This window comes from Kutzneria chonburiensis, from assembly GCF_028622115.1.
In the GTDB taxonomy this organism is placed as follows: Bacteria; Actinomycetota; Actinomycetes; order Mycobacteriales; family Pseudonocardiaceae; genus Kutzneria; species Kutzneria chonburiensis.
Map to the genome: position 1 here is coordinate 7,632,825 of NZ_CP097263.1, position 22,219 is coordinate 7,655,043.

At 67.9% G+C, this 22,219-nt stretch carries 23 protein-coding genes; 13 read left to right on the plus strand and 10 right to left on the minus strand.

What is annotated here, in order from left to right; all coding sequences use genetic code 11:
- Positions 1 to 23 precede the first annotated feature (23 nt).
- Complete coding sequence (gene leuA / locus M3Q35_RS35230; protein ID WP_273936845.1) at positions 24 to 1,793, minus strand: 2-isopropylmalate synthase; 1,770 nt, start codon at positions 1,791 to 1,793, stop codon at positions 24 to 26.
- 216 nt (positions 1,794 to 2,009) lie between these two features.
- Between leuA and M3Q35_RS35235 the strand changes: the two genes are divergently transcribed.
- From M3Q35_RS35235 to M3Q35_RS35245, 3 genes are all read left to right on the plus strand, one after another.
- On the plus strand, positions 2,010 to 2,294 hold the full coding sequence (locus M3Q35_RS35235) for a hypothetical protein (RefSeq protein WP_273936846.1): 285 nt from the start codon (positions 2,010 to 2,012) through the stop codon (positions 2,292 to 2,294).
- A gap of 87 nt (positions 2,295 to 2,381) precedes the next feature.
- Entirely contained in the window at positions 2,382 to 2,678 is a 297-nt protein-coding gene (locus tag M3Q35_RS35240) for a hypothetical protein (RefSeq protein WP_273936847.1), read from the plus strand.
- Positions 2,679 to 2,714: 36 nt separating this feature from the next.
- Positions 2,715 to 3,026 (plus strand): YggT family protein, encoded by a 312-nt coding sequence (locus tag M3Q35_RS35245; protein WP_273936848.1) that lies wholly within the window; start codon positions 2,715 to 2,717, stop codon positions 3,024 to 3,026.
- Here M3Q35_RS35245 and M3Q35_RS35250 read toward each other — a convergent pair.
- Positions 3,023 to 3,583 carry a nitroreductase family protein gene (locus M3Q35_RS35250; protein WP_273936849.1) on the minus strand — a complete coding sequence of 187 codons (561 nt, stop codon included), beginning with the start codon at positions 3,581 to 3,583 and terminating at the stop codon, positions 3,023 to 3,025. The two genes, M3Q35_RS35245 and M3Q35_RS35250, sit on opposite strands and share 4 nt — an antisense overlap.
- A 1-nt stretch (position 3,584) precedes the next feature.
- Positions 3,585 to 4,754, minus strand: coding sequence for a glycosyltransferase 87 family protein (locus M3Q35_RS35255; RefSeq protein WP_273936850.1), 1,170 nt, complete (start codon positions 4,752 to 4,754; stop codon positions 3,585 to 3,587).
- 90 nt (positions 4,755 to 4,844) lie between these two features.
- Between M3Q35_RS35255 and M3Q35_RS35260 the strand changes: the two genes are divergently transcribed.
- Genes M3Q35_RS35260 through M3Q35_RS35270 form a run of 3 tightly spaced genes read left to right on the plus strand, consistent with a single transcriptional unit; the run spans position 4,845 to position 8,654 of the window.
- Positions 4,845 to 6,110 (plus strand): aspartate kinase, encoded by a 1,266-nt coding sequence (locus tag M3Q35_RS35260; protein WP_273936851.1) that lies wholly within the window; start codon positions 4,845 to 4,847, stop codon positions 6,108 to 6,110.
- Positions 6,107 to 7,195 (plus strand): aspartate-semialdehyde dehydrogenase, encoded by a 1,089-nt coding sequence (locus M3Q35_RS35265; RefSeq protein WP_273936852.1) that lies wholly within the window; start codon positions 6,107 to 6,109, stop codon positions 7,193 to 7,195. Before M3Q35_RS35260 ends, M3Q35_RS35265 begins: the two co-directional genes overlap by 4 nt.
- Positions 7,196 to 7,202: 7 nt before the next feature.
- Positions 7,203 to 8,654 (plus strand): gluconokinase, encoded by a 1,452-nt coding sequence (locus M3Q35_RS35270; protein ID WP_273936853.1) that lies wholly within the window; start codon positions 7,203 to 7,205, stop codon positions 8,652 to 8,654.
- Here M3Q35_RS35270 and M3Q35_RS35275 read toward each other — a convergent pair.
- Positions 8,624 to 9,823, minus strand: a complete 1,200-nt coding sequence (locus tag M3Q35_RS35275; protein WP_273936854.1) for an MFS transporter — start codon at positions 9,821 to 9,823, stop codon at positions 8,624 to 8,626. The genes M3Q35_RS35270 and M3Q35_RS35275 overlap by 31 nt on opposite strands.
- 82 nt (positions 9,824 to 9,905) lie before the next feature.
- Here M3Q35_RS35275 and M3Q35_RS35280 point away from each other — a divergent pair, with 82 nt between their 5' ends.
- Positions 9,906 to 10,364, plus strand: coding sequence for a Fur family transcriptional regulator (locus tag M3Q35_RS35280; protein WP_273936855.1), 459 nt, complete (start codon positions 9,906 to 9,908; stop codon positions 10,362 to 10,364).
- Here the strand turns inward: M3Q35_RS35280 and M3Q35_RS35285 are convergent.
- A complete protein-coding gene (locus M3Q35_RS35285; RefSeq protein WP_273936856.1) occupies positions 10,337 to 11,458 on the minus strand; it encodes an alpha/beta hydrolase in 1,122 nt (373 codons plus the stop codon). The genes M3Q35_RS35280 and M3Q35_RS35285 overlap by 28 nt on opposite strands.
- An 80-nt stretch (positions 11,459 to 11,538) precedes the next feature.
- Between M3Q35_RS35285 and M3Q35_RS35290 the strand changes: the two genes are divergently transcribed.
- The 3 genes from M3Q35_RS35290 to M3Q35_RS35300 are packed head-to-tail and all read left to right on the plus strand — an operon-like array spanning position 11,539 to position 13,125.
- Positions 11,539 to 12,114, plus strand: coding sequence for an NADPH-dependent FMN reductase (locus M3Q35_RS35290; protein ID WP_273936857.1), 576 nt, complete (start codon positions 11,539 to 11,541; stop codon positions 12,112 to 12,114).
- Between the two features lie 53 nt (positions 12,115 to 12,167).
- Positions 12,168 to 12,590, plus strand: a complete 423-nt coding sequence (locus tag M3Q35_RS35295; protein WP_273936858.1) for an organic hydroperoxide resistance protein — start codon at positions 12,168 to 12,170, stop codon at positions 12,588 to 12,590.
- 58 nt (positions 12,591 to 12,648) lie between these two features.
- Positions 12,649 to 13,125, plus strand: a complete 477-nt coding sequence (locus tag M3Q35_RS35300) for a Dps family protein (protein WP_273936859.1) — start codon at positions 12,649 to 12,651, stop codon at positions 13,123 to 13,125.
- 41 nt (positions 13,126 to 13,166) lie between these two features.
- On the opposite strand, the gene M3Q35_RS35305 is transcribed toward M3Q35_RS35300, so the two are convergent.
- On the minus strand, positions 13,167 to 14,975 hold the full coding sequence (locus M3Q35_RS35305; RefSeq protein WP_273936860.1) for a dipeptidyl-peptidase 5: 1,809 nt from the start codon (positions 14,973 to 14,975) through the stop codon (positions 13,167 to 13,169).
- A 1,185-nt stretch (positions 14,976 to 16,160) separates the two neighbouring features.
- On the opposite strand from M3Q35_RS35305, the gene M3Q35_RS35310 reads away from it, so the two are divergent.
- On the plus strand, positions 16,161 to 16,937 hold the full coding sequence (locus M3Q35_RS35310) for a hypothetical protein (protein ID WP_273936861.1): 777 nt from the start codon (positions 16,161 to 16,163) through the stop codon (positions 16,935 to 16,937).
- Positions 16,927 to 17,751 (plus strand): hypothetical protein, encoded by an 825-nt coding sequence (locus tag M3Q35_RS35315; RefSeq protein ID WP_273936862.1) that lies wholly within the window; start codon positions 16,927 to 16,929, stop codon positions 17,749 to 17,751. Before M3Q35_RS35310 ends, M3Q35_RS35315 begins: the two co-directional genes overlap by 11 nt.
- 129 nt (positions 17,752 to 17,880) lie before the next feature.
- Here M3Q35_RS35315 and M3Q35_RS35320 read toward each other — a convergent pair whose 3' ends face one another.
- Both M3Q35_RS35320 and M3Q35_RS35325 read right to left on the minus strand, forming a co-directional pair.
- Positions 17,881 to 18,459, minus strand: coding sequence for a class IV adenylate cyclase (locus M3Q35_RS35320; protein ID WP_273936863.1), 579 nt, complete (start codon positions 18,457 to 18,459; stop codon positions 17,881 to 17,883).
- 13 nt (positions 18,460 to 18,472) lie between these two features.
- A complete protein-coding gene (locus M3Q35_RS35325) occupies positions 18,473 to 19,306 on the minus strand; it encodes a helix-turn-helix domain-containing protein (RefSeq protein WP_273936865.1) in 834 nt (277 codons plus the stop codon).
- A 77-nt stretch (positions 19,307 to 19,383) separates the two neighbouring features.
- Between M3Q35_RS35325 and M3Q35_RS35330 the strand changes: the two genes are divergently transcribed.
- On the plus strand, positions 19,384 to 19,587 hold the full coding sequence (locus M3Q35_RS35330) for a hypothetical protein (RefSeq protein ID WP_273936866.1): 204 nt from the start codon (positions 19,384 to 19,386) through the stop codon (positions 19,585 to 19,587).
- Between the two features lie 10 nt (positions 19,588 to 19,597).
- Here the strand turns inward: M3Q35_RS35330 and M3Q35_RS35335 are convergent, their stop codons facing one another.
- On the minus strand, positions 19,598 to 20,539 hold the full coding sequence (locus tag M3Q35_RS35335) for an NAD(P)-dependent oxidoreductase (protein WP_273936868.1): 942 nt from the start codon (positions 20,537 to 20,539) through the stop codon (positions 19,598 to 19,600).
- A complete protein-coding gene (locus M3Q35_RS35340; protein WP_273936869.1) occupies positions 20,536 to 21,375 on the minus strand; it encodes a P-loop nucleotide/nucleoside kinase family protein in 840 nt (279 codons plus the stop codon). The genes M3Q35_RS35335 and M3Q35_RS35340 overlap by 4 nt, the downstream gene beginning before the upstream one ends.
- Positions 21,376 to 22,219: the final 844 nt, after the last annotated feature.

The following is a 22,219-nucleotide window of genomic DNA, read 5'->3' on the forward strand; positions in this document are numbered from 1 at the left end:
TTTGGAATGGTCCGTTCACTGCATCAGCGGGAGGTGCGGTTGACAGCGGAGACGACGGCACGCAGCGAGGCGGCGACGATGGAGCTGTCGACGGCGACGCCCCAGAGCACGGTGTCGCCGACGGCGCACTCCACGTAGGAGGCAGCGCGGGCGTCGTCACCGGCGGTGAGGGCGTGCTCGACGTAGTCCATGACCCGTACGTCGAAGCCGACCGTGCTCAGGGCGTCCACGAACGCGGCGAGCGGGCCGTTGCCGACGCCGGTGATCTCGTGCTGGTCGCCCTCGACCCGCACCTGGGCGGTGATCCGGTAGGTGCCCTCGTCGACGTCGTCCACACGCTGCCGGACCAGCTCCAGGGGCGCGACCCGGTCCAGATACTCGCCGGCGAAGGCGTCCCACATCTGGCGCGGCGAGACCTCGCCGCCCTGCGTGTCGGTGACGCCCTGGATGACCTTGGAGAACTCGATCTGCAGCCGGCGCGGCAGGTCGAGCTGGTGCTCCGTCTTCATCACGTAGGCCACGCCGCCCTTGCCGGACTGCGAGTTGACCCGGATCACGGCCTCGTAGCTGCGGCCGACGTCCTTGGGGTCGATCGGCAGGTACGGGACCTCCCACTGGAAGTCCTCGACCGGCACGCCGGCCCGGTCGGCGTCGGACTTCAGCGCGTCCAGGCCCTTGTTGATCGCGTCCTGGTGGCTGCCCGAGAACGCGGTGAACACCAGGTCGCCGCCGTACGGGTGGCGCTCGGCCACCGGCAGCTGGTTGCAGTACTCGACCGTGCGCCGGATCTCGTCGATGTCGGACAGGTCCAGCTGCGGGTCGATGCCCTGGCTGAACAGGTTCATGGCCAGCGTGACCAGGCAGACGTTGCCGGTGCGCTCGCCGTTGCCGAACAGACAGCCCTCGATGCGGTCGGCGCCGGCCTGATAGCCCAGCTCGGCGGCGGCGACGCCGGTGCCGCGGTCGTTGTGCGGGTGCAGCGACAGGATCACCGAGTCGCGGCGCTCCAGGTTGCGGTGCATCCACTCGATGGAGTCGGCGTACACGTTGGGCGTAGCCATCTCCACCGTGGCCGGCAGGTTGATGATCACCGGCCGCTCCGGGGTCGCGCCCAGGATCTCGGTGACCGCGTTGCATACCTCGACCGCGTAGGACAGCTCGGTGCCGGTGTAGGACTCGGGCGAGTACTCGAACCGGAAGTCGGTGTCGGGCTGCTTGGCCGCCAGCTCGACGACGTACTCGGCGGCGGCGGTGGCGATCTTCTTGATGCCCTCGCGCTCCTCGCGGAACACCACGCGGCGCTGCAGGATCGAGGTCGAGTTGTAGATGTGCACGATGGCCTTGCGCGCCCCGCGCAGTGCCTCGAACGTGCGGTCCAGCAGCTCGGGGCGGCACTGGGAGAGCACCTGGATGGTGACGTCGTCCGGGATCGCGCCGTCGGTGATGATCTCGCGTACGAAGTCGAAGTCGGTCTGGCTGGCCGCCGGGAAGCCGACCTCGATCTCCTTGAAGCCCATCCGGACCAGCAGGTCGAACATCTTGCGCTTGCGGGCCGGCGACATCGGGTCGATCAGCGCCTGGTTGCCGTCACGCAGGTCGACCGCGCACCACAGCGGCGCCTTGCTGATGCGTTTGTCGGGCCACGTGCGATCGGGTACCGAGACCTCTTCGACCAGCTCGTGGAACGGCCGGTAGCGGTGGACCGGCATGGAGCTGCCGCGCTGGGTGTTCCAGACCGGCTGGTCGGCCGGCGCGGGACGGGACGGCGTGCGGATCTTGCTGAACTCGCTCATGGGGGTGAACTCCTGCTGACCGGGATGACAACTCGACCGGCGGCAGCGCTGAACTCCGCGACGGGGGGCCGGTCTGGATCAGACCCCGTCACGGCAGCGAAGCAGGAGGGCGTGGAAACGCACGGGCGGAGCGTAACCGCTATCGCCGGATCGTGAAACCCGGCACCCACATGCTGGGCACCATCGGGTGCGTCCGGGCTGTGGTTAGGTGGACCTATGGCGTCAGGGGGCAAGAAGTCGGGCGTGCTGTCGACGGTGATCAACCTGTTCGGCGTGCTCACGGCCCTGATCATGATCATTCGTATGCTGCTCGTGCTGACCGGATCGAACGGCGACAACCCGCTGTTCTCCGTGGTCAAGATCTGGTCCGACCTGCTGGTGCTGTGGTGGGGCAACATCGTCCAGCCGCCCGGCGCGCCGGCCAGCGTGATCATCACCTACGCCCTGGCCGCCGTGTTCTGGCTGCTCTTGACCCGTATCGTCGCCCGGGTGCTGCGGTGATCGTGTAGCGATCACCGCGTGTGGGTATTCACCTCGCAACGCCACCCGATCGGGTGGCGACCTGTATCGAGCGAGGTGAGATCGGTCATGGCTACCTACGTTCGTGGCGGTCGTGCGACGGCCGGGACGGTGGTCCGCGTCATCGGCACGATCATCGCGGTCATCCTGGTCGCACACATCCTGTTCGCGCTGCTGGGCGCCAACCCGGGCAACCCGCTCGTGGTCTGGGTCGCGCAGTGGGCCGGTGTGCTGGCGCTGTGGTTCGCCAACCTGTTCGCCACCGGCAGCGAGGCGCTCAACGTGATCTTGAACTACGGCCTCGCCGCCGTGTTCTGGCTGGTCGTCACGGGTCTTATCGCCCGTGTGCTCTACCGCGCCGGCTGATCGACGCCGGTCGCCGGGCGTGGCAGACTGCCCCGTATGGCCGAGCAGACGGAGACGCACGCGCGCGGCAGGGTGATCGGCATCGTCGCCGCCGTCCTGCGGTGGATCGGCACGATCATCGCCGTCATCCTCGTCGCGCACGTGCTGCTCACCGTCTTCGGCGCCAACCCGGACAACCCCATCACCACGTTCGTCCGGTCCTGGGCCGACCCGCTGGCGCTGGCCTTCCGCGACCTGTTCACGCCGGCCGACGGCAAGCTCCGCGTGCTGGCCAACTACGGCCTGGCCGCGATCTTCTGGCTCATCGTCACCAGCATCGTCGTGCGTCTGGTGCGCCGCCTCGGCTAGAAGGCGGCGGTGCCCCAGGTTTCCGTGAAGACGAGCTCCGACAAGGGCTTGCGGACGCGAGGGGCGACCTCGCGGGCGGCCAAGTCCTCGGGCAGCAGGGACGGGGAGCCCAGAACGCCGACGGCGATGACGACGACGGCGCGCGCCACCGGCGGCAAGCCGAAAGAGGTGGCGATGGCCTCGGGGGAGAAGCCGCCCATCTGGTGGGCGACGAGGCCCTCGGCGACGGCCTGGAGCACGAGGTTCTGCCCGGCGAGCCCGAGGACGTAGTCGGGCTTGGGCATGGGGCGGCCGGTCGAATCCTCGGTGAGGACGCAGCCGACGATCAAGGCCGAGGCGGCGCCGGCCCACGACTGGTTGCCGGGCCGCAAGGCGGCGAAGATCTGCTGGAAGGCCTGATCGCCACGACGGCCGACGAGCCAGCGGGCGGGCTGGGTGTTGCCGGAGGAAGCGGCCCAGCGGGCGGCCTCGAACAAGGACTCGAGCTGCGCGTCGGTGATCTTGGCGGCGGGGTCGAGGGCCCGTGGGCTCCAACGCTCGCTGATGAGGGGATGCACCTCAAATAGCGTAGGGCCACGCGGTGATGGAGTAGGCGCCGAACCAGGCGCTCATGACGGCGACGCCGGCCAAGGTGAGCCACTGGGTGCTGCCGAGCCGCCGGACGAGAGCCATGCCGAGCGGGATGAGCAGCACGAACGCAGGCAGCATGAGCCGGGCCTTGGAGTTCATCAACCCGTTGGAACCGAGGTCCATGACCAGTACCGCGATGCCGTACGCGATCAACGGCCACGGCACGCGCCGCCGGATGCACAACACGACCAGCGCGAGCGCGCCGACGCAGAGACCGACAGTGAGGACCTCCAGTACGGAGCGGCCGGAGGCCAAGGCGTCGAGGGCGAACTTGAACGTGGCGATACCGCCGTCGAACTGGGAGCCCCACCCCCGCTGCTGCACCTCGAACCAGCCGTCCCAACGGCCGGTGCGAACCCCGACCCAGGCCAGATAGCCGACGAGCCCGACCGGCGACACCAAGGCGCCGACCCAAGGCCGCCAACCGTCCTCACGGCGCACGATGGCGATCACGGCGGCGATGCCGACGGCCACGATCACGGCGGCGGCAGTGGGTCGGACCAGGCCGGACAGGGCACAAAGCACACCGGCCCAGACCCACCGGCGTTCCAGCAGGAACGCCAACGACCAGATGGCCAAGGCACAGAACAGGGCCTCGGAGTAGGTCATCGACAGCACGACGGCCATCGGCGAGGCGGCGAACAGCGCGGCCAGGATGAGCCCGAGCCGCCGGGAGCCGCCGGGCAGCAACGAGCCGAGCCGGACCAGCCCGTACGAGCAGGCCAGGCCGGCCATCACGGTCACCGCGAAACCGGCGTCGACCAGCGTCACCCCGGGCAGATGGGAGACCAGGCTGGTCAGCGCCGGATAGCCGGGGAAGAAGGCCAGCAGGTTGCTCTGGTCGTGCTGGAAGTGGGCGTCAACGAGGTCCCCGCCGGCGGCGCCGTAGCCGCCCTGGGCGAGCCCGAGGAACCAGTGTCCGTCCCACGAAGTGAGAGCAGTGGTGATGGATCGGCCGTTGCGCGCAGCCATCCAGGCGAGCACGACCAGGCCGACCGCACGCACGCCCAGGAACACCAGAGCGGGCGCGCAGAGGTACGCGACCTGCCGCGACGTGGCGGAACTGGCCTCGGGCCGGGCCGTCGTGATGGCTGACACCCCGATCCCTTCGTCTGGCCACCGGGTCCGAAGGCGAGGGTACGCTGCGTCCGGACACGCTCTGGCCCGGTCTGCGAGGAGGTTCGATCAGTGGCACTGGTCGTGCAGAAGTACGGCGGCTCCTCACTGGAAAGTGCCGAGCGGATCAAACGCGTCGCCGAGCGCATCGCCGCCACCAAGCGCGCCGGCAACGACGTGGTCGTGGCCGTCTCGGCGATGGGCGACTCCACCGACGAGCTGCTGGACCTGGCCTCCCAGGTGGCCCCGGTGCCGCCGGCCCGCGAACTGGACATGCTGCTCACCGCGGGTGAGCGGATCTCCATGTCGCTGGTGGCGATGGCCATCCACTCCTTGGGATTCGAGGCGCGCTCGTACACCGGCTCGCAGGCCGGCGTGATCACCACCGCGGTGCACGGCAACGCCCGCATCATCGACGTCACGCCGGGCCGGATCCAGGACGCGCTGGCCGACGGCGCGATCTGCATCGTGGCCGGCTTCCAGGGCGTCAGCCAGGACAGCAAGGAGATCACCACGATCGGTCGCGGCGGCACGGACACCACGGCCGTCGCGCTGGCCGCGGCGCTCAAGGCCGACGTCTGCGAGATCTACACCGACGTGGACGGCGTGTTCAGCGCCGACCCGCGCATCGTCCGCGACGCCAAGCACCTGCCCCAGATCACCTACGAGGAGATGCTGGAGATGGCCGCGGCCGGGGCCAAGGTGCTGCACCTGCGCTCGGTCGAGTACGCCCGCCGGTACAACGTGCCGCTGCGGGTCCGTTCGTCGTTCAACAACAAGACCGGCACGCTGGTGACCGGGTCGATGGAGGACCTTCCCGTGGAGCAGGCGATCATCACCGGCGTCGCGCACGACCGGTCGGAGGCCAAGGTCACCGTGACGGCGGTGCCGGACCACCCGGGCATCGCGGCCCGCATCTTCCGCGTCGTCGCCGACGCCGAGGTCGACATCGACATGGTCGTGCAGAACGTCTCCCAGGTCGCCACCGGCCGCACCGACATCACCTTCACGCTGCCCAAGTCCGACGGCCCGCGGGCGGTGGCCGCGCTGGAGAAGGCCAAGCCGGAGATCGGCCACAGCGGCGTGCTCTACGACGACCACGTTGGCAAGGTGTCGCTGATCGGCGCGGGCATGCGCTCGCACCCCGGCGTCACGGCGACCTTCTGCGAGGCGCTGTCCACGGCCGGCGTCAACATCGAGATCATCTCCACCTCGGAGATCCGGATCTCGGTCATCTGCCGGGATACCCAGTTGGATGACGCGGTCCGTGCCCTGCACGATGCGTTCGAACTCGGCGGCGACGAAGAGGCCGTCGTCTACGCGGGGAGCGGTCGATGAGCACCACCACCAGGAGTTCTGGCAGTCCTGTTCTTGCCCTGGTCGGAGCGACCGGCGCCGTGGGCAGCGTGATGATCGAGATCATCAACGCCCGTGAGACGGTGCCGTGGGGCGAGATCCGGCTGATCGCGTCGGCCCGCTCGGCCGGCCGCAAGCTGACCGTGCGCGGCGAGGAGATCACCGTTCAGGCGCTCGCGCCCGAGGTGTTCGACGGCGTCGACATCGCCATGTTCGACGTGCCGGACGAGATCTCGGCCGAGTGGGCCCCGATCGCCGCCGAGCGCGGCGCGATCGCGGTGGACAACTCCGGCGCGTTCCGTATGGACGACGAGGTGCCGCTGGTGGTGCCGGAGGTCAACGCGCACAAGGCGACCGAGCGTCCGCGCGGCATCATCGCCAACCCCAACTGCACGACGCTGTCGATGATGGCGGCGCTGGGCGCGCTGCACCGCGAGTTCGGCCTCAAGGAGCTCGTGGTCGCCTCCTACCAGGCGGTTTCCGGCGCCGGCGCGCCCGGCATCGACCGCCTGTACGAGGAGCTGTCGGTCGTGGCCGGCAAGCAGCTCGGCGTCAAGGCCGGCGATGTCCGCGAGGCGCTGCTGGCCGCCGGCCTGGACTTCGAGAGCTCGCCGTTCCCGGCCCCGCTGGCGCTGAACGTGGTGCCGTGGGCCGGTTCCTACAAGGGCGACGGCTGGACCTCGGAGGAGCTCAAGGTCCGCAACGAGTCCCGCAAGATCCTCGGCATCCCCGACCTCAAGGTCTCCGCGACCTGCGTGCGGGTCCCGGTCATCACCACGCACTCGCTGGCCGTGCACGCCACGTTCGAGCGCGAGGTGACGGTGGAGCAGGCGCACAAGGTGTTCGCCGCGCAGCCGACGATCGTGCTGGTGGACGAGCCGGAGCAGAAGAGGTTCCCGACGCCGGCGGACGTGGTCGGCGAGGACCCGACCTACGTCGGCCGGGTGCGCCAGGCGCTGGACTTCCCGAACACGCTGGACTTCTTCGTGTGCGGCGACAACCTGCGCAAGGGCGCCGCGCTCAACACCTACGAGATCGCCGAGACGCTCGCGCCCGAGTTCAGCTGAGGCAGCGATGACCGGGGTCGTGTTGGGTGTCGACCTCGGCACCACGGCGACGAAGGTGGTCGCCACCCGGCTGGACGGCCGGGTGGTGGCCACCGCCGAGCAGGGCTATGCCCTGGAGACGGGTGAGCACGGCGAAGCCGTGCAGGATCCGCAGGCCGTGCTGGCCGCGGCCACCAAGGCCCTGACCGAGTGCGTCGAGCGGGTCGACGGCGAGATAGAAGCCCTGTCGTTCAGCTCGGCCATGCACACGCTGCTGGCGCTCGACGGCAACTGTGAGCCGCTCACCCCGGCCCTGAGCTGGGCCGATCACCGCGCCGCCGACATCGCCAAACGTTTGCGGGCCGATGAGCAACTGGCCCTCGACCTGCACGCGGCGACCGGCGCCCCGGTGCATCCGTCGTTCCCGCTGACCAAGCTGGCCTGGTTCGCCGAGCATGAGCCGGAACTGTGCACCCGGGCGGTGAAGTGGGCCGGCCTCAAGGACTACGTGCTGGCCAAGTTCACCGGTCGGCTGGTCACCGAGCACTCCAACGCCTCCGGCACCGGCATGCTCGATATGCGCCGGCTGGCCTGGCACGAGCCGGCGCTGGCCATCGCCGGCGTGCACCCGGACCAACTGCCGCACCTGGTCGAGCCGACCAAGGCGCTGGCCATGGCCAACGGCATCGGCGGTCTGCCGAGCGGCTTGCCGGTGATCGCCGGCGGTGGTGACGGTCCGCTGGCCAACCTGGGTGTCGGCGCTGTGCGGCCGGGCATGGCGGCGCTGTCGCTGGGCACCAGCGGTGCGCTCAGGGTCGTCCGCGACCGGCCCGGCGTCGACGAGCGCGGCCGAGTCTTCTGCTACGCCCTGGCCGACGGGCTCTGGGTGCTCGGCGGTTCGGTGAGCAACGGCGGCGTGGTGGCGCAGTGGGCGTCCGAAGTCTTCGGCGTGCCAATGCCAGAGTTGTTGGCGGAGGCCGAATCGGAGCCGCCGGGCGCGGCCGGGCTGTTGGCGTTGCCGTACCTGCTGGGCGAGCGGGCGCCGTGGTGGGATCCGGACCCGCGGGCCGTGCTGGTCGGCCTGCGCCGCGAGCACGGTCGGGCCGTGATCACCCGGGCCATGATCGAGGGCGTCGGCCAGCAGCTGGCCTTGGTCCTCGATGCCGTACGGGATGCCGGCGCAGCCGTGCACGAGATTCGGGCCACCGGCGGCGCTTTCCGCGGTCCACTGTGGAGCTCGGTGGTCGCGGCTGCGTTCGGCCAGGAGCTGTCCTTTGTGGACGGCAACGAGGGATCCGGTGTGGGAGCGGCACTTCTGGGCTGGCGGGCGCTGGGCGAGCTGCCGTCCCTCGACGCGGCCGCGGACCTGGTGACGCCGGTCGGCACGGTCGCGCCCGAGGAGATCGCCAGCCGCCGGATGGCCCGCAACCGCCCCGCGCTGGAACGGATCTACGAGGCGCTCAGGGAACTCGACAGCTGACGCTGGCTGAGCTTGTGCCCGCCAAGGGCGACGGCTGTCGCCACACCCAGCAGCCCCACCCCGCCGGCCGCGACGAAGCCCCACAGCGGCATCGAGTTGTCCATCACGAAGCCGATCAGTGGCGCGCCGATGGCCGCCCCGACGGTGTACGCCGAGCTGTAGACGCCCATCACCGTGCCGCGCACCGACTCCGGCGCCAGCCGTGTCACCGCGTCCGAGGTGGACGAGAACGTGGGCGCGCACAGCAAGCCGTTGGGCACCAGGGCCAGCGCCAGCAGCCACCACTGCCCGGCCAGCAGACCGACCGGCACCATCGTCACGCCGACCAGCGCCATCAGCACCACCAGCGGCAGCGGCCGTCGCATCGCGCCGTGCACGATGCCGCCGACCACCGAGGCCAGGCACCACACCGCGATCACCAGCCCGGACCAGCCCACCTGCCCGGAGACCCGCAGCGCCGCCACGATCGCCACCTCGGCCCCGGCCATGATCAGCACCATCGCGCCGGCCAGCACCAGCACCGCGATCATCGGCCCGCGCAGCCAGGACAGCAGCGGCACGTGGCCGTGCTGCGCGGCCTCCTCGGATTTCACCGGCGGATCCAGCACGTACAGCCACACGCCGGACAGCACGGTGCCCGTGCCGACGCACAACATCGCCGTGGTCGAGGAGAAGGCCGTGGTCAGGAACACGCCGGCGGAGGGGCCGACCATGTACGAGATCTCGGTCAGCACCGAGTCCAGCGAGAAGGCCGGCCGGCGATAGCTGTCGTCCTCAGGCAGCAGCGCGACCATCGCCTGCCGGCCGATGGACATCACCGGCAGGGCCAGCAGGCCGCCGACGAACGACAGCACCATCAGGCCCCAGTACGGCAGCCAGGGCGCGGCGGCCCAGAACACGCCGGCGGCGATCGTGGCCAGCAGCAGCACCCGGCGCAATCCGCGCCGGTCGAGCAGCCGGCCCATCAGGGGTCCGCCCAGCGCCATGCCGAGCGTCGTGGCCGCCGCCACCGCGCCGGCCTCGCCGTAGCCCATGCCCAGGCCGAGCACGACGTGCAGGGTGATGGTCACGCCCGCGGCCGCCACCGGGATACGGGCCAGCCCGGTGACCACGAACAACATGCGCACACCGGGGAGCGCCGTCACCCGGCCGTAGGACGTCAGGACCACCCACCGATGTCACTAGGTACCGGGCCGTCGGCGCAACCGATTTCTTGTCTGACTCAAGAAAACGTGCTGAGCTGGTCTAGACATGGCTACCGACCAAGCAAACGTGGAGACCCTGCGGCGCCAACTGCGCACCGCCGGGCTGCGGGTGACCGCGCCGCGGCTGGCCGTCCTGGAGTGGCTTTCCGGTCACCCTCACACCACCGCTGACCAGGTCGCGGGCGGAGTTCGCGGCCAGATCGGCTCGGTGTCGACGCAGGCCGTGTACGACGTGCTCAACGCCTGCGTGCGGGCCGACCTGGTCCGCCGGATCGAGCCCGCCGGCTCGCCGGCCCGGTTCGAGACGCGCACCGGTGACAACCATCACCACCTGGTCTGCCGTGGCTGCGGCCGGACCGAGGACGTGGACTGCGTGGTCGGCCCGGCGCCGTGCCTTGAGCCGTCCGACTCGATGGGCTTCACCGTGGCCGAAGCCGAGGTCGTGTTCTGGGGCTACTGCCCGGCCTGCCAGGCGGCTCAGGCCAGCCAGCTGCCGACCGGGTAGCCGTTGAGCTCGTCGGCGTTGACCGCCTTGCGGCGCGGCCGGCCGTTGCGGCCGATGGCCAGCCCCGTACGCAGGGCGCTGGCCGCCTCCAGGGTGGCTTCCTTGAACGAGCGTCCGATGCCGGTCATGCTCGCGAAGCCGTGGAACAGGCCCTCGTGCCGACGCAGGACGACCGGCACACCGGCCTCGGCGACCCGGCGGGCGAACAGCTCGCCTTCGTCACGCAGCGGGTCGAAGCCGGCCGTGGCGATGTACGTCGGCGGCAGCGTGCTGAGGTCCTCGGCCAGCAGCGGCGACACCCGTGGGTCCGTGCGGGTCGCCGGGTCCGGCACGTAGCGCTCCATGAACCAGTCCATGCCGGTGTCGGTCAGGAAGTAGCCATTGCCGAAGAGCTCCCGCGACCGCCGGCGAACGGTCGCGTCCACGGTCGGGTAGAGCAGCAGCAGGAACACCGGGCGCGGGTTGCTCGACCCGGCCTGCAACGCCGTGACGACGGCGAGGTTGCCGCCCGCGCTGTCGCCGCCGATGGCGATGAGCTTCGGGTCAGCGCCCAGTGACGTCGCCTCGGCCGCGGCCCACTTGAACGCCGCCAGGCAGTCGTCGACCGCGGCCGGGAACGGGTCCTCCGGGGCGAGCCGGTAGCCGACCGACAACACCCGGACGCCGGCGTTGCGGGCGAGGAACCGGCACAGGTGGTCGTGGCTGTCGACGTCGCCGATGACAAAACCGCCGCCGTGGAAGAAAAGCAGCAGCGGCGAGCCCTCCGGCAGGTCGCCCGGCCGGTAGAGGCGGGCCGGGAGGTCGCCCGGCAGCTGGAGATCCTTGGTCGTGACGGGTTCGATCGCCTCGCCGCCGACCAGCTCGCGGCCGGCGGCGATCGAGGCCCGGGCCTGGCGGACGTCGGTGCCGTGCAGCTCGGTACCGGACAGCTGCTGCATCTTCAGCAGCAGCTGCGCGTCCAGGTCGAGGGTCTGCCCGTCCAGCCGGATCGGCTTGCCGGCCAGCAACCGTCGCACCGGCGTGGGCAGGGCGAAGACCGCCCGCAGTGCCCGGGCCTGCCACCTGAGCGGAACGGACTGCGCGAGGCTCGCCATGGCCCAGGACACTACCGGTCGGTAGGTACCCAGGCGAGGGATCTTGACCTCAAGCCCGCTGTAACTCGTACGGTGGACGTATGACGGTGACGGTGGTGGGGATCGGTGGCTCCTTGCGGGCCGACTCGCAGTCCGAGCGGGCGCTGCACGTTGCGCTGTCGGGTGCGGAAGAGGCGGGCGCGAAGACGATCGCCGTCACCGGCACGGACCTGGTGCTGCCGTTCTACGACCCCGCCGTGCCCGAGCGCCCCGAGTCGGCGCGGCGGCTGATCGAACTGCTGCGCGAGGCCGACGGCGTGGTCCTCGTCTCTCCCGGCTACCACGGTTCGCTGTCCGGGCTGGTCAAGAACGCCCTCGACTACGTCCAGGACCTCAGCGGAGATCCGCACCCGTTCCTGGACGGCCGGGCGGTCGGCTGCGTGACCAGCGCGATGGGCTGGCAGGCGGCCGTCAGCACGCTGACCGCGCTGCGCTCCATCGTGCATGCCCTGCGCGGCTGGCCGACGCCGCTGGGTGTCCCGCTGAACACCGCCGAGGTCCGCTTCGAGGCCGACGGCACGTGTTCCGATCAGCGCGCCTACGACTCACTGCGCCTGGTGGGACGTCAGGTTGCCGAGTTCGCCCTCGGTGAGGTCGGTCACCACCGGCTACATTGAGCCGGGTCGATGCGTTGTACCCGTCAGTAACTTCGTAGGCGAAGGAGAAGACGATGGCAGCGCTGTACACCGCCGAGGCGATCGCGATCGGTGAGGGCCGCAACGGAGAGGTCCGTTCCTCGGACGGCGTGATCGACGAGATCCTGGCCGTGCCGAAGGAGATGGGCGGCCCCGGCGGTGACAAGACCAACCCCGAGCAGCTGTTCGCCGCCGGCTACGCGGCCTGTTTCCACAGCGCCATGCAGGCGGTCGCCCGCCGGCAGAAGATCAAGCTGCCGGAGACCTCCGTCACCGCCCAGGTGAGCGTGTTCACCCTGGACAACGGCGGTTTCACCCTGGGCGTCGAGCTCGCCGCGCACGTGCCCGGCTTCGAGCAGGGCGCTGCCGACCAGCTGGTTGCCGCCGCGCACCAGGTGTGCCCCTACTCCAACGCCACCCGCGGCAACATCGAGGTCTCGGTCACCGCGACCGTCTGACTTTTAGCCGCTGTCTCCTCGGGTACTCGACGGTCACGCGAGCCCCGAGGAGGCAGACATGGGCAAGGCCCCGATCACCAGTCCGCTCGACCAGAAGGCGCGGGACGAGACCGGTCGGGTGCTCCAGGAGGCGCTGGTCGACCTGATCGACCTGTCGCTGGTGGCCAAGCAGGCCCACTGGAACGTGGTCGGCCGCAACTTCCGCAGCGTGCACCTGCAGCTCGACGAGCTGGTCGCCGCCGCCCGCGAGTACACCGACCAGGTCGCGGAGCGCGCGTCGGCCATCGGCGTTTCGCCGGACGGCCGGGCCGTCACCGTGGCCAAGAACTCCGGCGTGCCGGAGTTCGAGGTCGGCTGGCGGGACGACGAGGCCGTGGCCAAGGCCATCACGGCCACGCTGGGCGAGGTCGTGCAGCGGATGCGGGCCCGGATCAAGACCACGGACGACACCGACCTGGTCACCCAGGACCTGATCATCGAGCTCACCGCCAAGCTGGAGGAAGCCCACTGGATGTGGCAGGCCCAGCTGGCGTAGCAGCGGTTGAAGGGTGGGGCCTTCCGGCCCCACCCTTCGCGCTACAGGCCCAGGGCCCGTCGGGTGAAGTCCACCTCGATGGCCGTCTGCTTGATCGTCTCGGCCACCACCAGCGAGCCGTGGCCGGCCTCGTACCGGTACACCTCGTACGGCGCGTTGCGCTCGGCCAGCCGGTCCAGGTAGTTGTCGATCTGCCGGATCGGGCAGCGCGGGTCGTTCTCGCCGGCCAGCACGATCACCGGCGCCGTGACGTCGTCCACGTAGGTCAGCGGCGAGCACTCCCGGTACAGCTCGGGCAGCTCTTCCGGCGACCCGCCGAACAGCGCCCGGTCAAAGGCCCGCAGCGGCTCCATCTCGTCTTCGTACGCCGCGACGTAATCCGCCACCGGCACGCCCGCAACACCCGCGGCCCACCGTTTCGGCTGCACCCCCAGCGCCAGCAGCGTCAGATACCCGCCCCAGGACGCCCCGTTGATCACGCACTTCGACGGATCCGCCAGCCCCGACTCCACCGCCCAGTCGTGCACCGCCGCAATGTCTTCCAGCTCAGTAAGCCCCGGACGCCCTTCAATCGCATCCCGCCAGGCCGACCCATACCCCGTGGACCCACGGTAATTCACCTGCACCACAACAAAACCAGCATCCAGCCACACCGCCCGATAGGCCGAGAACCGGTCCTCGTCATTGGCATGCGGCCCACCGTGAATCGCAAAAACCGTTGGCAGCGGCCCACTTCCCGCATGCGCCGGCTTCGACACCAGCGCATGCACATCCCCGACGAACACATCCTCCATCGGCTGCGACGACGGCGCCCGCTCCCCCGGCGGCTGCAACAGCACCCGATCGCCGTCACTCGACAGCACCCTCACCGCCGACGGATGCTCCGCCGACGACCACGAGTACTCCACCGACCCGTCCGGCCGCGCCCCCGCACCCCCGATTGTCCCCTTCGGGGTATCCAAAGTGGACAGTTCACCGGTCGCAATGTCATACCGGTGCAACGTCGTCCGCGACCGATAGCTGTGCACCACCAGCAGCGCTCGGCCGTCCCGGTACCAGTCGGCCGCCAGCTCACCCGGCAGGTCGATGCTGATCTCCGTCTCGGTGTCCGCCTCGACGTCCCAGATCAGCAGCTCTTCCTTACCCCGCCGCTCGTGCAGCACCAGCAGTCGCGAGTCCCCCGCCACCGGGCTGAACGAGATCCCTTCCAGCCCTTTACCTTTCCCGTCCCACTTCTCCGCCACCACCACGCCATCGTCAGCCGTCAGCACCCGCAACGCCGGATGCCGGCTGTCCCCGTGTTCCGAGTGCGAGATCGCCAGCAGCCGCTCATCCCGCGACAGACTGGCCACCCCGCCGTCGTTCTCATTGACGTAGATCACCTCGGGCCGACCGTCCCGAGTCACCCAGATCGTCGTCCCGTCATCGGTCGACGCCCCCACCGCGATCCTCGAACTCCCCACCTCAAGCCCGGCCGGGTACCCGTCATGCACCCCTTCAAGAGCCGCCTTCTTCTCCCCACCCCCGTACGGCTCCACCACCCAGCTACCGAACTCGTCCCCATCCGTGTCGTTGAACCACCAGATCTGCTCCCCATCCGGGCTCAACGTCGAATGCATGGTCCCGTTCGGCCGATCAGTCACCTGCCGGTGCTCATCGGTCTCCCGGTTCCACGCGTACACCTCCCACACCCCACTCGCATTGGACACGTACAGCGAGCGCCCCGGCGCATCCACCGCCCAGTCCGGCAACGACACCCGCCGCGCCTCAAACCGATCCCTCCAGCGCTTCTCCGCCTCAGGATCTTCGAACAGCCGCTCCGGCACCCGCGCAACAGGATGATTCGTCACCCCCCGATCCTGTCACGAACAGCCCAGAAGAGAGAGGAAGAGCGGCAGCGGCAAAGCCGCCCAGGACAGACGGGCCCGGAAGACACGAAGCCAGTCAGCAGACGAGCGAAGCGAGGAGGTAGGAGCGCGAGGGTGCCCGGGACCCGCCTAGCAGCAAGAGCAAGAGACGTGAAGGCGACGCAAAGAAATGCCCACACGAATTGGGGGGTGCAGGGGGCGAAGCCCGCCCTGCCTCGGGGTCTGGGGCGGGAGCCCCAGTGTAGAAAAGACGAGAGCCTTGTGCGTCGAATGACGCACAAGGCTCTCCCGATCTCGTCGGGGTGACAGGATTTGAACCTGCGACCTCTTCGTCCCGAAGCAAAGGTCCAGCCACCGTGAGCGGCATGTCCGTGCAGGTCAGAGGACATGCGGCGTCCGTAGGCGTCCATCGACGTGCGCACCCGTTCGCCTCGATTGTCACGCAGTTGGTCACTCACCCATCGGCCGAGAACCAGCAGGTAGACGCTCAAGTGCGTCTGCTACTGCGTCGAACGACACCGCCTGCATGTGTTGCACGGCAAGCCGGAACCGTCCGAGGTCAGCCTCGGAGAGCCTGGCACCGTATGCCCTCCCAAGACCGATGCTGGCTGCGGTCAGGCGGCTGATCAGGTGATGAACGCCACGTAGGAACTCCGCAGCTTCCTGCGGGGAGGGCAACGGCACGTTAGGGCTGGTCGCCGCGTCGGTCACTGTGGCGTTGGCCGTGAGCCGTGTCGCCAACATCCGCCAATCGCTCAAAGCGGCCCCTTTCGTCTCAGATGCCTGGCCGAGGCTACGGCTTTGACGGCATGCGACGCAGGAGGAACTGCGGCAAGCGGGACAGCGCCGTTCGGTACCAGGTCCGGTCAACGCTGGCCAGCCGCTCGACGGACGATCTTCTTGCCCGTGACGGCACCTGCGCCCGATGTCGATGGAGGTGCTCTGGACTTCGGCTAGGCCCCGCCGCAACGACGCTGCGGCAATGAGGGCTCCCGCGCCCGCGTTCCGCCTGGACTCTCCGATCGCCCGAGCGCCGGCGTACTGCGTCAGTGCACCTGGAGTTGCACGCGACCGGTGTGAACGCATCTGACGGACACCGACCTTATGGGGCAGCCAACGTGTCCTCGCACGGCTACCATCGCGTCGTCACCCCCTGGAGGAGGCAAGATGGTCGGCGGGGCAGGCCAGCCGCCTGTAAGCGGCATGGGCTACTTCGCGCTGGACGGGTTCGGTGCGACCGTTGGCGGATCCGGCGGCGTTAGTTCTGTCAGGTTGAGTGCCTACTCTCGACAGAACACCAAGGACCGGCCGCACGGCGTGTTGAACGACTACATTTCAAGCGCCCTAGGCTTGTCTATTGGCCTTTCCGTGCCGCCGGGAGCTTTGGTTGAGCTAGACGGCGGAATTTATGGCTATACTTGCATGGCCTTCGGATTGAAGGGTGACCGACTTCCTCCAGCAATCCTTGGGAAGCTTGTTTTGGAGCGCCCATGGGAAGCTTGGGGAATTGTTGCTTTTGATCAGTGGGTTGCAAATACCGATCGGCACGATGGTAACGTTGCGTATCACCCAAAGGTTGGTGTCGCGGCTTTCGATCATGACCTGGCATTGCTCGGCCGTTGCTCGAAAGATTTGAGTTCGATGCTCCGATCCGAGCGGGACCGAGAGGTGCGATCGCACGAGTTTGCGCCCTATTTTCAGTCGGCCGAGTACTTGGATTCTTGGTGTACACGAATAGCTGGCGTTCAAAAGGAAGAGATTCGCAGGCTTGTTAATAACTGCCTGGCGGTCGACTTGGTCAACAAAGAGGTAGCGGAAGAGCTAATACGGTATATCGACCACCGTAAGAGTAGGGTGCGGGAATTTATTAGCCGCACCTCGGGAGAATATTCGAAGGTTACCGAGTGGCCATTTGAGCTGGGCGAGGTGGGCGATGTTCGCTGACTGGTATCTCGTCAAGTATAGAACTGACGTGTTCAGGAATGAGCCAAAGAATATTGGTGTCGTGGTTGTTGGTGAAGACGGCGGTGTTGCTCGCTTCATAGGCGAGAAGGACGACGGCCGATTCGATCGACGTTCCGTGCAGAATGTCGTGGCCAGCTCCGATGCCTTCTGTGCCTGGATTGAATACCTCCGGTATCACCTCGATGAGGGCATGTTCGACAAGGCGCTGTCCTCCCTAAAGAGGCGGACCTTGGATAACTATGAACTTGAGTATCGCGGACAACTGCTCGATCTGGCATTTCCGCAGTATGACATGAGGGCGGCGGTTGACTCGCTGTTCAACGATCTGGTGAGTACGTCGAAGGGTGCACAAGTGGCACACCTTGAAGACGTGGTCAACGACCTGCTGTTCAAGCGGTTTTCCCCTCCGCTTGGTACGCGGATCGAAAAAGATGTTGTCTACAACGTCGATCTACGGGGACAGCGACGGTCGATAAAGTTCGACTTCCGATACTTGAATTCGATTCAGGCTGGCGCGAGTGTGAGATTGCTTGAGAAGGTTAGTCTTCTTGGGCAGGATCTGGCCGTTGAGCGTCGCGTGAATGACCTGCTATTTAGAATTGAGCAGGTGGAACACTCGGTCGACGCAAATGTGCGCGACTTTATAACGCTCTACGATTCACGGGCGATTCAGAACAAAAAAATGGATCTTCATCTCAAAACCATCGAGAAGTTTTCTCGGACCATCGATGTAAGTTCCGCGCGCGCATTGGAGGATGTAACTGAAGGGCTAGGTGTTGCAACTCTAGGATAGTCGACACTCTCCGAGGTGTAGACCGGCCTGGCAGCTGCTGTTCTAGCTGTTCGTTGGGCGCTCTTGTCTGTAGCGGCTGAGGTGATGCCCCCGTTGCGAAACGGGGGCATCATCCGTTCATAACGCGGCTCAACCGTCTGGTCGGTTACGCCGTCGAGCCGTCACCGCCCCCGTGTAGGTCTCCGTTGTCAGCTCATCATCGGTGACGCCTAGTTCGTTCAGCACTCGCCGAATCACGCTCAAACCGGCGTTCACGTCTTCCCTGGCGGTCAGGGTCTCCACCTCGATGTACGTCTCGCCGCCGAGCTCAGGCACCTCGACCAGCGTGGCCAGCAGGTGTCGGCGATGGGCGGTGAACCGGTAGTTGGTGCAGCGCTTCTCGAACGCGATCACCTCGACCAGCCCCAGCGCGCCCAGTAGAGGGACGACCGCATTAGAGTCGCCTACGGACGTCTCGTGCTCGGGTTTAGAGTCGCTCGCAGTATCAACCGCCGGTTCCTTGAACGTCAGCAGCGACCGCACCTCTCCTGCGTTTCCGGTTATCGTCCGCAGCCGCACCTCGTAGCCAGTCGCGCCGAGCCGGTGGTCCGGGAAGTCGAAGTAGCGGTCGGCATAGACGGAGTGTTCGGCGGGCGCTCGCTCAGCGAGGCGCTGCAGCACATGCTCAGGGTTGTGGAGTCGTGCCTTGAGTTCAGCCTCAACCGCCATGGTCGCCTCCCGGTCAGACCACGCGCCGCGCGGTGCGGCGCAACTCCTCGCTGAACCTACGGAAGCCGCGGTGCAGTGCGCCATGCGGCGATCCGGCGATCCGGTACATCGGCGACGTGTGCCCCTCGTGAGTCTCACCGAACGCGGACACGAACAACGTGCTGTCCAGGCCGATGACGCGCCAGGTGGGCAGCAACGCGTAGGTGTGCGCCTCGACCTGAACGCCGTCGGCAGCGAGCTCGCGGAGGCGCTCGATCGACATGCGGATGCCGCCGCTGAACGTCGCGTGCGACTCGCCGATCTCGGCCGCCCTGCGGTGGGCTGCTTCGCTGTCGGGATCGAGCAGCAGGACCCGGACGGCCGGCGACGACTTCCGCACGCTGGGGCGGAGCAGCGAGTCGTTCATGCCGAGGATGCCGAGCCCGCGCACGGCCAGCACATCCACCACCGCCGCCTTGCCGGCGAGATCGCGGATCTCGGGAAGAGCAGCCGACTGGGACGGGTAGACGGCGATGAGCTCGGCCCGTCCGGAGGCGCTTAGGTGGTCAAGGCCGGCAGGGTCTTGGGGAGCAAGTCCGAGCAGCATCCGGGCATCGTCGGGCATCTGGACGCCGTCAGCGATGCGCTCGAACAGGTCCAGGGTGGTGACCTTGCGGGTGCCGTTGACGATCTCGCTGACGCGTCCTTGGAGCAGGCCGGTGGCGCGGGCGATGCGCGTTTGGCTGGCACCGCTGTACTGCTGGACGGCCTTGAAGAAGGCGGCCATGTCTCGGGCCCGGAGCGCATCGCGGACTTCGTGGCGCTGCCATGCCCAGTCAGGCAGCGCCACGCCCTTGGGATCGGTCACCCAAGCAGGCTACATCTCGCGGTGAGATACCCATCTCGGTATAGAGCAGATCGCGCTCCGTGGTCGAGGGTCTTGATATGGCCGGGCAGACCGAACAGCAGCAGCGCGCGAACCGGGTGCTGACGCACTTCCACTTCTGCCTTGGGTTCCTGAGCGTTGGCGACGTGTCCGGCGCGAATGACTACCTCGCGGATGTCGAGGCCCGCGACGGCCGGGAGATGTACCAGGCCGTGTGCGACATGATCGCGGTGCATACCCGCATCCCTCGACTGGAGCCGTGAAGGTCCCGCCTCAACGGACGACGGCATTCGGCGGAACGTCTCCCTGTACAAGTGCAGCGACCTGCCGGGCGGCGACTTCGTAGCAGAGCTTGCTCGTGCCCGGCACGGTTCGAGCCGAATGTGGGCTGACGATCAGGCCGTCGCAGTTCCACAGTGGATGGTCGGCCGGCAAGGGCTCGGGATCGGTGACGTCGAGAGCGGCACGAAGGCGCTGTGCGGCCAACTCCGACACCAACGCGTCGGTGTCGACGATGCGGCCCCGGCCGGCGTTGACCAGCAACGCGGCGTCCGGCATCGCGGCGAGGATCTTCGCGTTGATCAGGCCCTCGGTGTCCGGTGTGAGCGGGCAGATGACGACCAAGATGTCGTGCTCGGTCACCAGGTCGGGGAGTTCGTCGACGCCGTGCACGTCGGCGCGAGCGGTCCGACCGACAAGGGTGGCCGTCGCGCCGAACGGGGGGAGCAGCCGGGCAACCGCGGTTCCGATCGCGCCGGCACCGAGCACGAGCGCGCGCTTGCCGCGCAGCGTCTCGAAGTCGGTGCCGGGGAGCCGATGCGCCCACGTGTGCTGGTCCTGGTAGCGAATCAGCGCAGGCCAACGGCGGTACGTGGTCAGGATCGCGGAGAGGATCCACTCGCTTACCGGGCCGGCATGGGCGCCACGGGCGTTCGCCAGCATGACGCCGGACGGCACGTGCGGACTCCACTCGTCGACCCCGGCGCTCAGCAGCTGCACGAGCCGCAGCTTGGGCAGCTGCTGAACGAGTGCGAATGGGCGTTCGCTCCCCCGGTAGGGCGGCAAGAAGACTTCGGCGGTGCGCTGCTGGTCAGTCAGACTGGTGGCGGTCGGGTCGTACGTGATGACCTCGACTCCGGCCACCTGGCCAAGCAGGCTGACGCCGACCTGGTCCTCCGCCTCGTTGCTGACCAGCGCGCGCAACACGGTGCTCATGCCGTCACGGTAGCCAGCAGCTGCTCGGCCTGTTCCTGCAACGGTCGAGCATCAGCGGAGTTGTGGATCACGATGTGCTCAATCGCCGGCTCGAACGCCAGGTTGAGACCCTCCACCCAGGCGTCCCAGTCAGCGAGCTTGGCAGCGTCGCGCGCCGCGCCACGGTGACGGATGTACCGCCGCATCGAGTCCGCGTCGGTCCGAACCCAGATGACGTGCAGGTCAGCGCCCAACCGTGCGAGGTTCGCGGCCGTCCGGTCGCACCACGTCTTGTCGGCCAGTTCGAGCGCAAACGGCGCGGTGACGATGGCGCTCGTGCCGCACTCGACGTTCTCCATCAGGCCGGCAATGAGCGCTTCGTACTCGGCGGGCCGGATCGAGGTCCGGTACAGGTCTGACTCGCGGTCGTGGGGTGAGTGGCCGAGCAACTCCAACGCCTGCTCCACCACCGCCCGGGTGGTCGTGTCCTTGTCGAGCATCGGCCAGTGCGTCAGCCGCGCAAGGATCCGGCCCAACTCGGTCTTGCCGCTTCCCGCGTAACCGCCGATGAGCAGCACCTTCGGCCGACTCGGAGCGCTTCGCTCTACGGGCGGCGGGTAGTTGACGATGCGACCCGCGCGGGGCTTCCCAATGATCAGTCCCTCAGCCGCGAGGATGTCCATCGCCCGGCTGACGGTCGCCGGCGACGTGTCGTACTGGTCCGCGAGCTGCTTGGACGTCGGCAGGGGCGCGCGATGCGCGAGCCGACCAGCTTCGATCTCCGTCCGCAGGTGGTGCGCCAGGGCCTGCGACGTGGCCTTGCCCGAACTTGGGACGTTCCCGAGGTCCGAGTCCATCTGAGTCAACGCCTCCCTCTCGTGAGTCAACGTGACTCAGACGGTACCAGTGGCTCGCCTAGTCCTACTACCTCAAACCCGGAACATGGCCGTTTACCTGGGCGGACGCGACGAGTTTCACAACACCTGTTGACTCGCGTTGGCTCGTCTTGCTACGTTCTGACTCGCGTTGAACCGGAGTGAACCGGATCACCTCTCCGGAGGAGATCCACCGCCCCGGCCGTTCTTTGAAAACTGCAAACGTTCCTGGATTCAGCGACTGGGTATAGGGGCTGACAACGGGGATGGACCGCATGGCGACCACGACCGACGTGGCAGCTAGGTCCGTCTAAACCGGAGGGATGACCCGACACGTCGGGCCGGTCCCGCAAGGTGCTTAAGCCTTTCCGCACAGGGCTTTCTGTGCGTCGACATGCGTTTGCCCAACTCGCTGTGTGTGCATGGTCCCGACGGGAAACCGTTGCGACACCTCAACCCGTGCACCTGTCCACAGTGGACGTTTTGCAGCTGTTCTTTCTGAACTCCATAGCGTTCAAGCGGCCTGCCCGTCAGTCCCGCCAGCCACCCCCGCCACGGGGGTAACCGGGCCCCACAGCGGGGTTTGGCTGTTCAGCCTCCACCGTGTTCGTAGGGGCTGGCGGGCCGCCGCTTCAGCCGCGATTGCGGCTGGCTCTCCGGTCAGCTGAACCGGCAGCACATATCGCCGGAGAGCACCCCAAACACCAACAGCACCCGTTGGGTGCCGTTCCTCCGCACCACACCCGCTCGTGCGGGTCGCCCGCCGCTTCTCGGCCGGGACTGTGGAGGTTCGGGAACCAACGGCATCGCCCTTGTTCCTGTCCAT

Excerpts from the sequence above, each read along its gene's own strand:
- M3Q35_RS35340 (WP_273936869.1), bottom strand. The coding sequence starts at position 21,375 with ATGGACTCGGACCTCGGGAACGTCCCAAGTTCGGGCAAGGCCACGTCG.
- M3Q35_RS35270 (WP_273936853.1), top strand. The coding sequence starts at position 7,203 with ATGACCGGGGTCGTGTTGGGTGTCGACCTCGGCACCACGGCGACGAAG.
- M3Q35_RS35300 (WP_273936859.1), top strand. The coding sequence starts at position 12,649 with ATGGGCAAGGCCCCGATCACCAGTCCGCTCGACCAGAAGGCGCGGGAC.
- M3Q35_RS35320 (WP_273936863.1), bottom strand. The coding sequence starts at position 18,459 with ATGGCGGTTGAGGCTGAACTCAAGGCACGACTCCACAACCCTGAGCAT.
- M3Q35_RS35335 (WP_273936868.1), bottom strand. The coding sequence starts at position 20,539 with ATGAGCACCGTGTTGCGCGCGCTGGTCAGCAACGAGGCGGAGGACCAG.
- M3Q35_RS35280 (WP_273936855.1), top strand. The coding sequence starts at position 9,906 with ATGGCTACCGACCAAGCAAACGTGGAGACCCTGCGGCGCCAACTGCGC.
- leuA (WP_273936845.1), bottom strand. The coding sequence starts at position 1,793 with ATGAGCGAGTTCAGCAAGATCCGCACGCCGTCCCGTCCCGCGCCGGCC.
- M3Q35_RS35315 (WP_273936862.1), top strand. The coding sequence starts at position 16,927 with ATGTTCGCTGACTGGTATCTCGTCAAGTATAGAACTGACGTGTTCAGG.
- M3Q35_RS35245 (WP_273936848.1), top strand. The coding sequence starts at position 2,715 with ATGGCCGAGCAGACGGAGACGCACGCGCGCGGCAGGGTGATCGGCATC.
- M3Q35_RS35310 (WP_273936861.1), top strand. The coding sequence starts at position 16,161 with ATGGTCGGCGGGGCAGGCCAGCCGCCTGTAAGCGGCATGGGCTACTTC.
- M3Q35_RS35265 (WP_273936852.1), top strand. The coding sequence starts at position 6,107 with ATGAGCACCACCACCAGGAGTTCTGGCAGTCCTGTTCTTGCCCTGGTC.
- M3Q35_RS35290 (WP_273936857.1), top strand. The coding sequence starts at position 11,539 with ATGACGGTGACGGTGGTGGGGATCGGTGGCTCCTTGCGGGCCGACTCG.
- M3Q35_RS35330 (WP_273936866.1), top strand. The coding sequence starts at position 19,384 with ATGGCCGGGCAGACCGAACAGCAGCAGCGCGCGAACCGGGTGCTGACG.
- M3Q35_RS35295 (WP_273936858.1), top strand. The coding sequence starts at position 12,168 with ATGGCAGCGCTGTACACCGCCGAGGCGATCGCGATCGGTGAGGGCCGC.
- M3Q35_RS35240 (WP_273936847.1), top strand. The coding sequence starts at position 2,382 with ATGGCTACCTACGTTCGTGGCGGTCGTGCGACGGCCGGGACGGTGGTC.
- M3Q35_RS35285 (WP_273936856.1), bottom strand. The coding sequence starts at position 11,458 with ATGGCGAGCCTCGCGCAGTCCGTTCCGCTCAGGTGGCAGGCCCGGGCA.
- M3Q35_RS35235 (WP_273936846.1), top strand. The coding sequence starts at position 2,010 with ATGGCGTCAGGGGGCAAGAAGTCGGGCGTGCTGTCGACGGTGATCAAC.